This is a genomic window from Desulfatiglans sp. (assembly GCA_012513605.1).
Taxonomy (GTDB): domain Bacteria; phylum Desulfobacterota; class DSM-4660; order Desulfatiglandales; family HGW-15; genus JAAZBV01.
In genome coordinates, this window is the sequence record JAAZBV010000153.1 from 85,931 (window position 1) to 101,575 (window position 15,645).

Here is a 15,645-nt window from a genome sequence, read left to right on the forward strand (position 1 = left end):
GCCTTATGAGTATCAGAATGATGCATCCTAATTCAATTAAAAAATTTGATAAGAGATGTTGACCAATGGATCAAAATCCTATAAAAAGCCCCCCCATGACTAAAGAGAAACTTATAGAAATCCTTAAAGGGATATTAAATACAGATATAGACTTGGGCTTTCTTGAAAAACTCAAGGAAAATGAGATAGAAAGACTTGTGGCATGCATAAGGGAAAGGGTTGATACAGCAGCAAAATAGGGCCAGTGAATCTATTTCATCTGGCTGGTTATTTTTTGAACTGAATCAACTGTTTCTTCTATTATGGGGCTTATTTTATCTTCAGAAAGCCCGAGGTACCCGAGCGCCCTGTTGTCCATCTTGTAAAGCATGCCGTCAATACCGGTGCCTATGCCGCTCATCAGTGAGAGTGAGTCTGCAACGTGCACTATATATGCAAGTATGCTCTCCCTGGACCTTGATGGGTAATGATGGTAGCATATCGCTGTTGTAAGCGTATTTGGTATCTTCCAGCTCTGGCACATCAATGCCGCAATCTCCGAGTGGTCAAAACCCAGGATATGTTTTTCCGCATCCAGAAAGGTCTTTTCGCCATCCTTCATAAACTCTTCAAAGAGCGTATTTCGTTCCCGCAGGTATCTGTCCAGTACAATCTTCCCTGCATCATGAATAAGTCCGGCGGCGAATGCATCGTTTTCCATCTCCGGCTTTATTTTTTTTGCTATTATTTTGGATGCCAGGGCAACAGCCATCGAATGATGCCAGAGATCCCCCGAATCAAGTTTGTACCCATCAAGGGATTCGCCCAGCAGGGTAGACGAGCCGGCCATAGAGACTATTTCACCTACTGTCTTGTAACCAAGCAGCACAGAGGCATGCTGCACCGATGATACCTTGCCTGCAAGGCCGTAAAAGGCGGAGTTGGAAAGCCTTAAGACCCTTGTTGCCATAGCCTGATCAGTTTCAAGGATATCGGAAAGGGCCTTGAAATTGGATTTAGGGTCATTCATGACCTCTCTTGCCTTGAACATTACCTGTGGCATGGGCGGGAGTTCCTGAAGCCTGCGCATGATGATTTTCTGGAGGGTTTCACCCTTTGGCATCTCTCTTTCCTCTTCTGCTCTGTCGGGGGCGCTGTTAGCCTGGGGTGCTACTGCCTCGCCATTTGTTTTTTCCCTTAGATCTATCTTTATGATGCCCTTACATGCGGGACATGGAAAAGAGATAATCTCACCGAATGGAAGCCTTTCTTCCGGTATATCATATACCTTGCTACAGCCTGTACATTTTATCTTCATAATAACCTTTCCCCGGGGCGATGTGCCTGTCTAAGCGCACTTGAGTTCAGACTATTTTATCTGAATCTCCCCTGTGTCAATATTCAGAATCATTGAGCGGATATTTGATCCGCCGGTCTGATCGGTTCTTATATTCAGCTTAGCCTTTGCCAGGGCGGCCTTTGCTGCCTCTGCAACCTTTAAACCGACATTGGTGCTTGCAGGCGACCCTGTCATTGTAGCTCCACCTGCCACTGCAACCGTATAGGGAGGCGCTGCCCCCTCCTTTTCAAACAGTTTTATGGCATATGTAACCGCTGTATCAGCATACTTGGCCGGATTGGCCGGATTTATAGTATCTGCCTGCGGTGCGAGAGTATGTATGCCTATGCCTATCTTTTTTGCCTGATTGTATAAAAGAATCCCGATACCAACACCTATTCGATCTATTTTAAGGATTCCTTTGTCTGCAAGCAAACATTGCATTATTTTTACTGAAGTTTCTGCCATTCTATTACCACTTTATTAAAGATAGTTAATATCTTATGTCCATAAATTACCATGATTTTTTCTATTTGCAATAAATATACCTGTTTTTTGTTTTAAGCATAAAATAAAAAAATATGGGTTTTCAGTTAGCTATTTACCTGTTTTTTATACAGAAAAAATATGAATCTTATTTAATTATTAACCGTGATTTATGAAGATATCAAAATCCTTTTCCCTTATAAAAAATCTCTTTCGTCAAAACGGAGCATAATTATTGTTGCAGGCAGTCAATGTATTGACATTACATCCAAGCAAGCGTGATCCACCTGATTAATGGGGGCCTGTTTTCAATTGACAAGCAAAACAGCTCTGGATTATTACTCTTTCATCATTATAATTAAACGGGGCATTAAAATATCAGGAAGGGAAAAAGTATGAATATGAAAATTCTGGCATATACTGTTCTTCTTATGATTGCAGGCTTAAGGATCTTATCTCCCTCTGGCATGATCTTCGCCCAGGAGGCTTCCGCGGTGAAGAAGATAATGAGCATAGATGCCTATGACCGCCTCAAGACATGGCCTGATACCTTCCTTATTGATGTAAGAACAAGGGAGGAGTATCAGTTTACAGGTCATTCGGAAAATGCTTATCTCTTCCCCTATATGATGATGACCAGTAAACTTGCAAAAACTGATGACGGGTATGAATACCAGTTTAATCTGAAAAACACCGATTTTATTAGTGAGATAAACAAGGTATTTAAAAAGAGTGATAACCTTCTTATTATATGCAGGGATGGTAAAAGAAGCGCCCTGGCTGCAAAGGAGCTGGTAGGCGCCGGTTTTAAAAACGTCTTTGATGTGGAAGATGGCTTTGAGGGCAGAGAATTTCCATATTTTGAAGACCCCAACCTGGATAAGTGGTATAAAAACCTCGCAAGGCAGAACAAGATAAATGGATACAAACAACGCCGACGTTACGGATGGCAGTTCTGGGGTCTCCCCTGGACATATGAGATGGATCCGAATTATCTTTATCCCCCTGATCTGCCTAAACCTGCCAATTAATTAATGCTGTTGATTATATAAATAAAAGCTGATATTGTCCGCCCCAAATAAACGTTTTTTGATTGAAAAGGTTTAATAAAAGCATTTTTATAATTATAAAGTTCGCAAATCTTCAGCTTTTTCTTTTAGACCGCATTTGAAAGCAATCCGTTTATTCTTGATAAAAGTTGATATTTAAAGGAATCAGTATGTTTAAACAGGAAAAAGGTAAACAATTTTTAAGGGCATGTTTTTTATATTTGATTTTTAACTGTCTTGCTATACATATATCGCCTTCCCTCTTTGCATATGAAGATGAGATCTGCTACAACATCCCTTACACAGAAGAAATGCCCTCCATAGATGGTAAATTTTCCGAAGAAGAATGGGCAGGAGCCAGCATCGTACATCTTACCAATGAAACAGAGCCATCACAGAATGTGCCCGCACTTGCAAATACAGAGGTGTATATTATGGAGGATGGCTGTAATTTTTACCTGGCATTTTTGGCGTATGATCCTGATCCTCAAAAAATTCGAGCATTTTACAGTGACAGGGACACAGGCTTTGATGATGACAGGGTAGGGGTTATTCTTGACACCTTTAATGATGAACGACGCGCCTTTCAGTTTTTTTCAAACCCTTTTGGCGTTCAAATGGATGGAGTAACCAATGATATGGGGAGCATGGGTGGAGGGCTACCCGGTTTTGGGGATTTTTCATGGAATGCCATATGGGATTCTGCCGGAAAAATAACCGAAAACGGGTTCACTGTTGAGATGAAGATACCTCTTGACCAGATACGCTTTCATGCGGGCCTTGAAAAGCAGATCTGGGGTATTGATCTGGTTAGGTATTATCCGAGGGACAAACGTCACAAGTTCTCAAATAATGTAAAAGACTATAATAGGTCATGTTACCTGTGCCAGTTGAAAAAGGCAGAGGGTTTTAAAAACCTGGAACAGGGGCTGAACCTCAGGATTGTCCCAGCAGTAACAGGCACCTATACAAAAGACCGTCCAGCAGCCGGGGATGGAAAATGGCGGGATGATAAAGAGCTTGACGGGGGGATTGATATCCGCTGGGGCATTAACCAGAACTCCTTCCTGAATGCAACAATTAATCCCGATTTTTCACAGGTTGAGGCCGATGTGGCACAGCTCAATGTCAACAATACATACCTGCTCTATTTCCCTGAAAGACGTGAGTTCTTCCTGGAGGGGGCAGATTATTTCAATACACCAACTAATCTTGTAAACTCAAGAAACATATCATCCCCCGATTTCGGTATTAAACTCACTGGGAAACATGATGTCCATTCATATGGCCTCTTCTTTACAAACGATGAGACTACGAACCTGATAATACCCGGTAACCAGGGTAGTTATCTTGTCACGCTTAACAATAAAAAGAGCCTGAATACTGCTTTTCGTTACCGCACAGACCTTAACAGAGACATTAACGTTGGCGTAATATTAACTAATCGTCAGGCGGATAACTATAATAATTTAGTAACAGGCTTAGACGGTTTACCGATTTATCAGGCAGGTGATTATCAAAATACGGTGGCAGGGATTGATGGAAGTATCCGCCTCGGAAGCAGCGACACCATAACAATGCAGATGATGTACTCGACCTCAGAATACCCGACAAACTTTTATAACCAGAAGGAAAGTCTCCATGATTATGCCTATCGCATCAACTATTCACATGATGACATGAGCTGGTACTGGCGAACCGGCTATGATGAGTATGGCGATGATTTTAGGGCGGATATGGGTTTTATCAATCGCGTGGATTACAACAGGATGACTGTAAACGGGGGGTATAAATGGCTTTTCGGGCCAGGAAGCCGCATTAACCGTATCTCTCTGGGTGGCGGATTTGAGAAGACACGGGACGAGAAAGGAGAAAAGCTTGGTGATAACTTTGACATAACCCTGAATGTCGAAGGGCCGATGCAGTCATTCATGTTTCTGACATACAAACAGGGAGAAGAACTCTATAATGGACTGTTTTTTGATAAAAATTCAGTAAGCCTGTTCGGACGGATCAGGCCCAATGCCGGCGTGGATATATCCATGGACATATCATATGGAGATGATATTGATTACAATAATATCAGACAGGGAAAACAATTTTCATTTAGCCCATGGGTTGATCTTAAAATGGGAAAACATTTCCTGGCAAGCTTGAAACACACCTATCAGAAAATGGAAGTCTACGGCCAGAAGCTCTACTCAACAAACCTGAGTGACCTGCGTTTTACATATCAGTTTACCATTAGGAGTTTCCTCAGGGTAACTCTCCAGTATAATGATACCAGATACAACAGCGCATTATATACCTTTGACATAAATAGCAGGTATAAGGATATGACAACCCAGTTTCTGTACAGTTACAAAATTACTCCTCAAACCCGTTTTTTCATAGGGTATTCTGATAATGGTTATCAGGATGATCAGAGGGACAATATATATAAGATAAACCGCACATTGTTCACCAAGATCAGTTATGAGCTCTAAATAAAAGGCAGGGCAAGTGGTGTTCCACAGGCCCTGCCTTTTAATTAAATCTGTTATCGATTAAAGCAGACATGGTATTTTAACCTGCAGGGCATATCTCATACGCTGACAACTAATGATATCATGATGAATCTTAAAGAGGTGCGAAGGAACATTATGAGAAAGTTGAATGAGCGTTCCCGAAGGCTTACTGGAAAATATGCTGAGGCTATGTAATTTAAGTATCAAATTCTATCCAATATTTAATATCAATTGTCGCCTCTTTCCTACTGGGGGGACATGGGTACCAGGAGAAAATAATATCAACCACGAAATATACGAAACACACTAAAATATCATTATTCCGTGTATTTCGTGTGGTTCGTGGTGAAAATTCATTGATTAAAAAAGCACATTCTCTTCACCCTTTTTATCTATGAGCCCCTGAATCAGCTCAATAAGTTTTTCACGTCGTTTAAAAAAGGAGTTCATTTCCATCCTGTTTAAATAGGGCTCAAGAAGGTTTTGAACCACTGCCTCATCCAGGTGGCGCAGATTATGCCATAGCCCTCTGGAGCAATGTGTCACCTTTTCAGGGTTCGGCAGAGTAACGTCTCTGGAAAAGGATTGCGTATGATCAATCAGGATCAGCCGCCAGTTTGAGTCAATTAATATGTTACCCTGATTTCTGTCAATGTTGTTTATCAGGTTATCAAATACCTGTGTGTCCCACATTTGTTTGTTCCATGAGGGCTCATTGGGTGGAAGGATCTTTTCCTTTGCACGCTTCTTGTCTGTCATGGTCCCCTCTGCCCACAACTGGAGTGTGCCCTTCTTTCTGTTTATGCTCCTGAATATGGTTGGCGGCATATTGTTAAGCCCAAGTAATCGATTCACTTCAAAGGCTGCTATCTCACTTTTATAGCAGTCACGAAAATACCGGGATCCTTTTGCAGTACCCACAGCAGGGGAAGAAGAATTATCAACCCTGCTTTCATGCCGGAAGATTGCATTGACCTCTACTCCGTCCTTTTTAAGGAGATATTTCACCGGTCGTCTGACACCGGAGCGAATGATCTCAGTATGAATAGGTTCAGCGACTGCCAGAAACGCCATGGTATCATCCAGTGTGTTAAATGGCAGGGGCCTGCCATCAGGGCCGGTCCAGACATGATCCGGTCCGTAATCGATTTTCTGGGGTGTGAACTGGTTACTGTCATCTGCATTGCAGGTATGGCTACCTGTCAGTGCCAGTATAGAGAATAAAATTATAGCTAAAGTCTTTACTGTTTTTATCATGGCGGCTCCTTTATCAAATAAAGGATCATCCAATACAGGTATCTTGTCAAGGGTAAAAACCTTCAGTGTAAAAATGTTCCTTGACTTTGATTATTTTTAGTCGTCTTATATTGATAATCTCATTTGGAAATTCTTTTACTGCTACCTATAAGCTCAATATCTCAAACTTGCCTGCACTCATAAAAAATGTCTCGACCAAAAGGGAGGTCATATCTATGATGCGATTTGTTAGTCATTTCGTTCATGTAAAGAGAAAAATTTATTATATGGCGCATTGAAACAATTGCCTCTAAACAGGATGCCTCTATCGGACGGCAGAACAGAGGGCAGGAAGAGTTATCAGGCGAAATGAAAAAGATGAATGCTGCGGTTGAGGGGGCCAGACTGGTTTTTTCATCGAGATATTTGATATCTATCATCATGATTGTGTTCCTCTACGAACTGGTCTCACAGATTATGGATTACCAGTACAAGACCGCAGCCGAAACCCTGGTTGGGACCGGCGCAACTCAGGCCTTTTTCGGCCAGATAGGCGTCATTGTTGGGATTATCAGCGTGATCACCCAGTTTTTTCTGGTCTCTTTCATAATCCGCACCTTCGGCCTTACCACTGCGCTTCTAGTGCTATCGGTTTCTGTGGCTATAGCAAGCGGTGTTTATTTTGTCGTCCCGATACTCTGGACATACTCTCTTTTGTACATCTCGGATAATGCATTCTCATACTCCATTAACCAGACCGCCAGGGAGACCCTGTATGTGCCCATGTCTGCGGATATCAAATACAAGGCACGGGCATTTGCGAACATGTTTGTTCAGCGTACCGGAAAGAGCGCTGCGATCCTTATGACCTTTGGGTTAACCGCAATCCCAATCCGTTTTCTTTCTATACTGGCAGTTATCGTTATTGTTATATGGGGCGTTTTTGCAGTCTATGCAGGGCAGCATTTTGAAGCCCTTACTACTGGACAGACTGATGAATAAAAATCCTGTTTACTTTCCGATTAACGCCTGCATTATGAGTGGATAATTTACTGTTGACCCTGTTGTTACCCTGGAAAGAATTATGATAAGGATTGAGGTCATTTTACTTTACACGTGAAACCAGTCTCTTACATATATAAAAATTAATAACAGGGTTGACATAAAACACGATGCTCCATATACTTTTGTACATATAAAGAGCACGCTTATACACTCAATCCAGAACTGTATTATAAAAATCACCCGGTTGTGCCGGTGAAATCTTCATTTATATGGAGAGATCAATGTCAAATCCTTTGCTTGAATGGCTGGATGAAAGTCAAAAAAACTGCCGCCTTGAAGTAATTGACAAGGTATTCATAGGGCGTCTGTGCAAGGGAATTGATGAGGCGAAACGTATTATTCTTTACAACTCAATGGTCTCACGTGATCATGCTGAAATCATCTGGAGTGGTTCCAGGTTAAAGATCAAAGATTTAAGCAAGAATGGCACATGGATTAACGGGGTCCGCATTGCCGGAGGCTCAGAAGAATACTTGAACGATGGAGATGTAATAAGGGTGGGCGAAACCTTATTTGCAGTAAGATATCCCGGCAGCCAGTTGTTTGGAGAAGATCATAGCATATCAGCATTAAGTACAGATCTCACCCCTAAAGAGGTGATAGTAACCAATGTAGTCGCTGATATCCGCGGATTTACAAGTATGTCTGAAACTGAAAAATCATACCAGGTTTATACGCTTATGAAGGAGGTATTTAAACAGTTCGGTAAGATTGTGAACATCCATAAAGGAACAATAAAAGATCATGTGGGCGATGCAATCTATGCCTTTTGGGAACATGGTGCAAGTCCCTTAAAAGAGCAGGCAATGCTGGCCTGTCAAAATGCCCTGGCACAGGCAGAGGCCCTTGATCATATAAGGGATGAACTGCTGACAGTTAATCCCGTTGCAGAAAAACTGAAAATGGGGTGGGGTGTAACTACAGGCGCTGTGACCATGTCAAATTATGGGATGAGGTCTTCTGATCTGGCCCTGGTTGGTGACTGCACCAATCTTGCTTTTCGTTTATCAGGAATCGCAAACAAAGAACTGAAAAAGAAGATTCTTATCTGTAAAACTACAGCCACCCTTATCCGCGACAGTCTGGACGTGTATGATCTGGGGGAGGTGTATGTACGCGGCAGGGAAGGCACATTGCAGGTTTTTGGAATGTAGTAAAATAAATCTTTTCAATTATGGCCTTAATAGATGAATCTAACACTTCAAATATATGCATTTCTAAAGGAATTGGAGAATTTCTACTATGAATTATCTGTACTGGATCATGTCTGGAACATTTTGTTTCCGGACGCGAAGAACACCTGGCACCACCTGTGCATCAACAAATATCAAAAAACCTATTATTTATCCCATAGCAGCAGCAAGAAAAGAGGACAAGGTTGATAAATCTCTCTCCGGTCTGGAGATGTACAAAAAGTATGCTGATGGCAGGTATGAAGGTCTACTGGAAATCGATCCCAACTCTGCGCAGGAGTTTAGCGATTGGATCGACGGCAAACATCCCAGGAGAAGCACGGGTGGCCACCCCTGGGAAATCAAGCGCGGTGGCTTCCTCTTAATATCCCAGAAAATTGCATAATTATTCTCAGATATGGGGATCGGCCTCTCCACAGGCTCCAGCACCAGTCCTTTTTCTATTGGGATATCCGGGTATTGTTTCCGAAACGCAGAAATCCCCGATGTGTCTCCGCGGGTTGGCTTGCTTTTTGCCTTTATTTCAACAGGGTAGAACCGGCCGTTATATTCGATGATAATGCCTACTTCTGCACCGGCATATGTACGCCAATGGTTCATCACAGGTCTGGGCGACATAAAGAGCATTGTTTCCGGATTTCGGCAACAGCCGCAGTTTCGAACAGGGCGCCCCACAATGGATGTCAACCAATGGCCATAAAGCTTGATATAACCTCAGGCAGCACAGGCGAGACCGGTGTCAGAAATATAACCCTTTGGCTTGCCGCTTATTTAATTCATTTATAACAGGGTTTTGTTCCGCCATCTCGTCGTGGCTTAGTTTTAATTGAAGTTATCCCCTTATAACATGTTATTTAAGGGTCACCCCGGCCAAAAAGAGCAGGCCGGGGTGATCTGTTTTAATCCCAATGAATAATCTCTGGAAAGACAGTGGCGGTCAGACCTTTGGCCAGTGTATTTGGTATGAGCTCTGCAAGCTCCTCGGTTGTCCATCCCTTTTCATTCCTTAAAACCTCCTTTACAGCGCTGTAATCTGCAAAGCCCCGCTAGCCGAATGCAGTGTGGGAGGCGGTATTTACAACCCTGCCATATTTTTGTTTCTTCATGTATGAGCATGCCCTGCGCAGGGTAAAAAACATGCCGTAGAGGTGGGTCTTAAGAACAGTGTCCCAGTCATCAAAGGGCACCTCATCAATGTAGCGTGGTTCACGCAACACGCCGGCATTGTTTACAAGTATATCGATCCTGCCGAATTCCCTTATGGCTGCATCAATGATTCTATTGGCACCTTCTTCAGTAGTAACCGAATCATAATTTGGAACAGCAATACCTCCGGCAGCAGTTATCTCACTGACCACCATGTCCGCCGACCCAGTTGATGTAACGATTCCATCAGTTGAAGTACCGATATCATTAACCACAACCTTTGCCCCGTGCCGGGCCATTGAAATCACATGCGCCCGCCCGATGCCGTTTCCTGCGCCTGTTATAACCGCGATTCTGTCTTTAAGCATGGTTTTTATAACATCCTCTTTATCCTAAATTCCACTTGTTATAGCAGATCACCTCTGATTCAGGTTTGCGGTCACGCGGGCTGTGCTCAAGGCCTTTATGTTTTTCGTTCAGATAACTGTCATCACCAGGGTAACCAAGCGCTATGAGGGTTATCACTATGTAATCGTCCGGGATATTAAATGCCTCTTTGATCTTTAAAGGCTCATATCCTGCAATGGCATGTGCATAGAGCCCTTCCTTAAAACCCTGAAGCATGAGATTCTGGGCAGCTAATCCACAGTCAAATAATGCATATTCCCTTATATCATTGAGCATACAGTCAAGAGCAGGTTTTGTTGCCACAACAACAGCGGCCTTTGCGTGTTTAAACCAGTAATTGCCCTCTGACAATGCCCCGAAGACCTTGTTAAGCGCCTCATCATCCGTTGCCACCAGAAACCGCCATGACTGGTTATTAAAGCATGACGGGGCATAGGTTGCAGCGGTCATGATCCTTTTAATTGCATCTTCAGGTATCTTTTTATCACTGAATGCGCGAAAGGCCCTGCGGATATTTATCTCATGTAACAGCTCTGTCATAGATATTCTCCTTTATTTTAGGTAGATAAAAAATATTTTTGGTGCAATATAAATTAAAAGATAGCCTGCTTGCTATAGATATTTTTCAGGCCGGTACGAATGTAATCGCAAGTGCATATTATTTCAAGGGCATAAAAAGATCAAGGTCAACCGCCTCTGCCATGGCCCTGTGGCCTGTTTCATTAGGGTGCAGATGATCACCAGTATCATATTCAGGGAGCATCTGCCTCGGATTTGCCGGATCAGCCACTGCCCTCGCCATATCAATAACAGCATCAAACCGGCCACTGTTTCTTATCCATGCATTTACTGCCTGCCTTGCATGCTCACTCCATTCAGAGTCGTAGAATGATCCCCCAAAGGGCATGAGTGTTGCCCCGTAAACAATGATCCCCTTTTCATGTGCAAGGGTGATCATACGCTCATAGGCATCAATCAGCCCTTCTATTACTCTATCTGCCTCTTCTCTGTTTTTCATCTGACCAATATCATTGATCCCTTCAAGTATTATCAAAAAGCGTGCCCTGCTATGACCCAGTACATCAGTGGAAAAACGTTTTAGAGCTGCAGGCCCCAGACACTCACGAAGGACACAATTCCCGCCTAACCCCATATTGAGAACAGCCGTACCGGCTGTCGTGCTGTTTTCCATTAACCTCCTGTAGAGCATATCGGGCCATCGGTTCTGCATGTTTATGCCTGATCCCCTACCGTCTGTAATGGAATCACCAAGCACGATAACCGCCCCTGAAGATTCATCTGGCTCAACATCAATGGAATCTATTATGTACCAGTGATCAGCCTGAATGGTATCTGTAAGATCAGCGGATTCAATCAGATTACCGCGCCCCAGAAAGGAGGTGGTCCGGGAGCCGGGATGACCTGTCACGTCAGGAGATGTTTCACCAAAATGGATGGTAATTGCTATCCTTGAGCGGGGGTTTAATATAAAATTAACAGGATCAGAGATTACTGTTGTTCCGGGTTCAATTATCGTATCAACTCTGTTATCAAATCTCAGTGTATGTTCTGTTGATTTGTCTATAATGCCCTTCCCGGTAGAAACAGCAATACGGGCAGATTTTATAGTAACAGGGCTGGCGCCATATTCATTGGAAAACCTTACCCTGAGGTTTTTCCCTCCAATGGTAACCTGCACAACCTGCCTCAGGGTATTGCCATCCAGCCCCGGTGCAGGTGGCAGATTATGAGGCTCAACAAGCTGCTGTGCAGTGGCCCAGGTAGATATCCATTCTGAAACAGGTACAAACTTTTCAGTATGTTTTGGCCCACATGAAGAGACCGCTGTTAGAAAAAGAAGTAAGACAAATAACCTGAGGGAGGTTAACAGTGAGCCTTGTGTTTCATAATTTTTAAACATGCTGTCTCTTAAGATCATCTCTTTTCCTTATTCACTGTATTTTTTAACCCTGTGGCGCAGGGTGTTTCTGCTGATTCCAAGCATCTCGGCAGCCTTTACCTGATTATTTCCGGCATTCTCAAGCACCTTCATAATAATAGTCTCTTCAACCGTTTCAATAATGTTGGCATGAATGCCTTCACTGAAAAGCTGCATCACTTCAGGCATTATATTTTCTATCTTTTCCCTCAGGCTCTTAATGATCTGATTACGGTTTGTGGCGTGTGCATCATACTCCTTCTGCCTGTCCAGAAATTCTATATGTTCCTCTGTAATAATATCACCTGCGCACATAATTACCGCTCTGTTCAGACAGTTTTCCAGCTCCCTGATATTACCGGGCCATGAATAGGACTTAAGGCGGTTCATAACCCTTTCTGATACATACCTTATGGCCTTTTTATGCTCAGACCCAAAACGGTTTATAAAATATTCAACTAGCTCAGGTATATCTTCAGTCCTCCTCCTCAGGGGCGGCAGATCAATGGAAATGACCTTTAACCTCCAATAGAAATCTTCTCTGAAGCTCCCCTCCTGTACTGCCAGGGAAAGGTCTCTGTTAGTTGCGGTGATAATGCGTACATCCACCTTGATTGTCTTTACACCACCCAGCCTTTCAAACTCACCCTCCTGGAGCACCCTTAAAAGTTTTGCCTGAAGGGGTATGGAAAGCTCACCAATCTCATCCAGAAAACAGGTTCCTCCGTTTGCCCTTTCAATTTTACCGATCTTTGTGTTGCGGGCGCCTGTAAATGCACCTGGTTCATATCCGAAAAGTTCGCTTTCAAAAAGCTGTTCTGGTATCGCGGCGCAGTTAATGGCAATAAAGGGTTTATCGCTCCGGTTGCTGTGATGAAATATGGCCTTGGCAGCAAGTTCCTTTCCTGTCCCGCTTTCACCTGTTAGAAGCACAGTCACATTCTTTTCCGCTATCTGGCCGATTGTCTTATAGACCTCCTGCATGGACTTGCTCCTCCCTATCATCTTAAGGCTCTTTTCCGATGGTTCTGAAGCGGGGGTGGCCGTAATATCAGGCAGAATAACCCTCTCTTTCATTCTCCTGTTCAGCTCAAGCGCCTCACTGACAATGCGGCTCAACTCCTTGCGTTCAAATGGCTTGCTTAAATAATCATATGCCCCGCGCTTCATGGCTGTAATGGCAGTATCCGTATTGCCATAGGCTGTCATGATGATAACAGGTGTTTTTATCTGCGCATTTTTGATCTCCTGTAATGTGTCAAGTCCATTAAGACCGGGCATCTTGTAGTCCAGTAAAATGAGATCAAAGTTATGATCCATGATTTTATTGATGGCCTCCTGGCCGGAGAGGCATGTGGTTACCTCATAACCTTTTCTGTTAAAGAACCTGGTAAGGAAGTGGTTTAACCCTTCGTCATCATCAATCAGTAATATTTTTTCAGTTTCCATTTTACCCTTCAGATATTACAGGAAGAAATATAGAAAAGCAGGCCCCGCCTTCCGGTCTGTTAGCCGCTGTTATCTCTCCGTTGTGTCGTTTTACTGTATTAAAAACAGTGGGAAGCCCAAGGCCGGTACCTGCTGCTTTGGTAGTAAAAAAGGGATCAAAGATATAATTCAGGTTTTCCGGTGAAATGCCAGGGCCTGTATCTTCCACATCTATACGCACTGCAGGGACCATCTTATTCTCATCCTCTGTGGGCGCATAGCTGGTAACACTGGCCCGGATATTTATACGGCCCTTCTCAGGCATTACCTCAAGTGCATTAATAAAAAGATTGATCAGCGCCTCTTCAAGGAGCTTTATATCTCCCCTGATCTCCGGGAGGTTCGGGGTAATTATGGTTTCTATAGTGCATTCCAGCTTGTTTGCCATAGGACGTACAAGTGAAACGACATCTCCGATCAGGTACCCTGGGGAAATCTTTGAAAACTCCATCTCCTTTGGTTTGGTATAATCAAGCAGGCGGTTAATCGCTGTTTCGATCCGAGATATCTGTCCCATTGCTATGCCAAAATCCTCTATAAACTCGGGTGATATCTCTATTTCCCCCTGTATTGATTCAAGAAACAGCTTTAATGAAGTCAGGGGTGTGCGTATTTCATGGGCAACAGCAGCACCAAGGCGTCCAAGGGCAGCAAATTTTTCAGATCGCTCGGCGATTAATTTTAGATGTTTAAGAGTCTCACCGGTTTCTTCAAGTTCAGCAGACTTGAGGTTGATTTTCTCAACAAGTGTATCCTGCCGTTGTTTGATTTTCATGGCCATATCATTGAATGAGCGGTACAGCACTCCTATTTCATCTCTCCGCATGGTATCAAGCCCTTCAGGTAAATATTCAGACTGGGCAAGAATCTTTGCCGATCTGCTAAGCCCCTGTATCGGGCGGATAAAATGATATGAAATTACCCAGGTAAGCACAAATGCGCTGCCTATCGCCGTCAGCATCATGAGACCGATTAAACGTTTCATGCTGTCAGCGCTCCTGAATGCCTCAGCCTTGTCCTGCTCAACAACAATATACCAGTCTGTGCCCTCTACCTTATGGGAAGTGCCAAGCACCTCAATATTCCGGTAATCACGATATATGTTTTTACGTTCACCCGGCCCAAAGGCGTTTGTGAAGCTTCCTGAATGGGATATGTTCTCGGACAAAATACGCGATGGCTCCTTATGGGCAAGAAATGTCCCGTTTCTGTCAACAAGATAGCACTCCCCTGTTTCACCCAGTGAAACATGAAGTATGATACTTATGATATTATGGGTGCCGACCGTGCCAAGTACGCTCCCGATCTTTTGCCCATTTTCATAAACAGGCGCTGTTAACTGAAATGTTGATTCCTTTTCTTTTGGCAGGTATTTAACCGGGGGAGTGGCAGGAGACTCCTGATGGACACCGTCAACAATACGTATCTCCTGGCCTTGAGGGTAATCTCCTGTACTGAATACAAGTTCATTTTTGTCTGAAAATATGGATATATTGTTATATACCCTGTACTGCTCCCGAACCAGTTCAAGATAAGGGGCAATCAGACCGGGCTCCATGGATTTCACAATTGATGTGCCTGCAACAACCTGCATATCCTGCTTTCGTTCCTGAAGCCACCGCTCAAGGATCACCGCCTTGTCAGCGGCAATGTTTTCAATCTGGCGCGATACCAGATTATTTATGACAGATTCGGTGGTTTTAATTGAGAAAATACCGAAAACAACAGGGGGAACAAGCGCAAGCACAAGAAATAAAAAGATCAGCTTGTTTTTCAGATTAAAGATTTTTTTATATAAATGCAACTTTAA

General features: G+C 43.3%; 14 protein-coding genes. 6 read left to right on the forward strand and 8 right to left on the reverse strand.

All coding sequences use genetic code 11. The annotated features are described in order from the left end of the window. Positions 1-65 precede the first annotated feature (65 nt). Entirely contained in the window at positions 66-239 is a 174-nt protein-coding gene (locus GX654_20395; protein NLD39224.1) for a hypothetical protein, read from the forward strand. 11 nt (positions 240-250) lie between these two features. Here the strand turns inward: GX654_20395 and GX654_20400 are convergent, their stop codons facing one another. Together GX654_20400 and GX654_20405 are read right to left on the reverse strand one after the other, a co-directional pair. After that, a complete protein-coding gene (locus GX654_20400) occupies positions 251-1,297 on the reverse strand; it encodes an HDOD domain-containing protein (protein ID NLD39225.1) in 1,047 nt (348 codons plus the stop codon). A gap of 51 nt (positions 1,298-1,348) precedes the next feature. Next, positions 1,349-1,786, reverse strand: a complete 438-nt coding sequence (locus GX654_20405) for a hypothetical protein (GenBank protein NLD39226.1) — start codon at positions 1,784-1,786, stop codon at positions 1,349-1,351. 413 nt (positions 1,787-2,199) lie between these two features. On the opposite strand from GX654_20405, the gene GX654_20410 reads away from it, so the two are divergent. Beyond that, the gene (locus tag GX654_20410; protein NLD39227.1) at positions 2,200-2,835 is read left to right on the forward strand and encodes a hypothetical protein; all 636 of its coding nucleotides are present in this window, start codon (positions 2,200-2,202) and stop codon (positions 2,833-2,835) included. Positions 2,836-3,023: 188 nt separating this feature from the next. Then, positions 3,024-5,339 carry a carbohydrate binding family 9 domain-containing protein gene (locus GX654_20415; protein NLD39228.1) on the forward strand — a complete coding sequence of 772 codons (2,316 nt, stop codon included), beginning with the start codon at positions 3,024-3,026 and terminating at the stop codon, positions 5,337-5,339. A gap of 381 nt (positions 5,340-5,720) precedes the next feature. On the opposite strand, the gene GX654_20420 is transcribed toward GX654_20415, so the two are convergent. Further along, positions 5,721-6,617 (reverse strand): hypothetical protein, encoded by an 897-nt coding sequence (locus tag GX654_20420; protein ID NLD39229.1) that lies wholly within the window; start codon positions 6,615-6,617, stop codon positions 5,721-5,723. A gap of 348 nt (positions 6,618-6,965) precedes the next feature. Between GX654_20420 and GX654_20425 the strand changes: the two genes are divergently transcribed. The 3 genes from GX654_20425 (at position 6,966) to GX654_20435 (ending at position 9,239) form a co-directional block, all read left to right on the forward strand. Further along, on the forward strand, positions 6,966-7,598 hold the full coding sequence (locus tag GX654_20425; GenBank protein NLD39230.1) for a hypothetical protein: 633 nt from the start codon (positions 6,966-6,968) through the stop codon (positions 7,596-7,598). A 284-nt stretch (positions 7,599-7,882) separates the two neighbouring features. Next, on the forward strand, positions 7,883-8,815 hold the full coding sequence (locus GX654_20430) for an adenylate/guanylate cyclase domain-containing protein (protein ID NLD39231.1): 933 nt from the start codon (positions 7,883-7,885) through the stop codon (positions 8,813-8,815). A gap of 88 nt (positions 8,816-8,903) precedes the next feature. Beyond that, complete coding sequence (locus GX654_20435; protein ID NLD39232.1) at positions 8,904-9,239, forward strand: hypothetical protein; 336 nt, start codon at positions 8,904-8,906, stop codon at positions 9,237-9,239. Between the two features lie 661 nt (positions 9,240-9,900). Here GX654_20435 and GX654_20440 read toward each other — a convergent pair. The 5 genes from GX654_20440 to GX654_20460 all read right to left on the reverse strand — a co-directional run bounded on the left by GX654_20440 (position 9,901) and on the right by GX654_20460 (position 15,639). Next, positions 9,901-10,368 carry an SDR family NAD(P)-dependent oxidoreductase gene (locus GX654_20440; protein ID NLD39233.1) on the reverse strand — a complete coding sequence of 156 codons (468 nt, stop codon included), beginning with the start codon at positions 10,366-10,368 and terminating at the stop codon, positions 9,901-9,903. Between the two features lie 19 nt (positions 10,369-10,387). Continuing rightward, entirely contained in the window at positions 10,388-10,948 is a 561-nt protein-coding gene (locus GX654_20445) for a nitroreductase (GenBank protein ID NLD39234.1), read from the reverse strand. A 118-nt stretch (positions 10,949-11,066) separates the two neighbouring features. Next, positions 11,067-12,197, reverse strand: a complete 1,131-nt coding sequence (locus GX654_20450; GenBank protein NLD39235.1) for an SGNH/GDSL hydrolase family protein — start codon at positions 12,195-12,197, stop codon at positions 11,067-11,069. 159 nt (positions 12,198-12,356) lie between these two features. Then, positions 12,357-13,796: a sigma-54-dependent Fis family transcriptional regulator gene (locus tag GX654_20455; GenBank protein NLD39236.1), complete on the reverse strand. Its 1,440-nt coding sequence runs from the start codon at positions 13,794-13,796 to the stop codon at positions 12,357-12,359. A 1-nt stretch (position 13,797) separates the two neighbouring features. Next, complete coding sequence (locus GX654_20460) at positions 13,798-15,639, reverse strand: HAMP domain-containing protein (GenBank protein ID NLD39237.1); 1,842 nt, start codon at positions 15,637-15,639, stop codon at positions 13,798-13,800. Positions 15,640-15,645 lie beyond the last annotated feature (6 nt).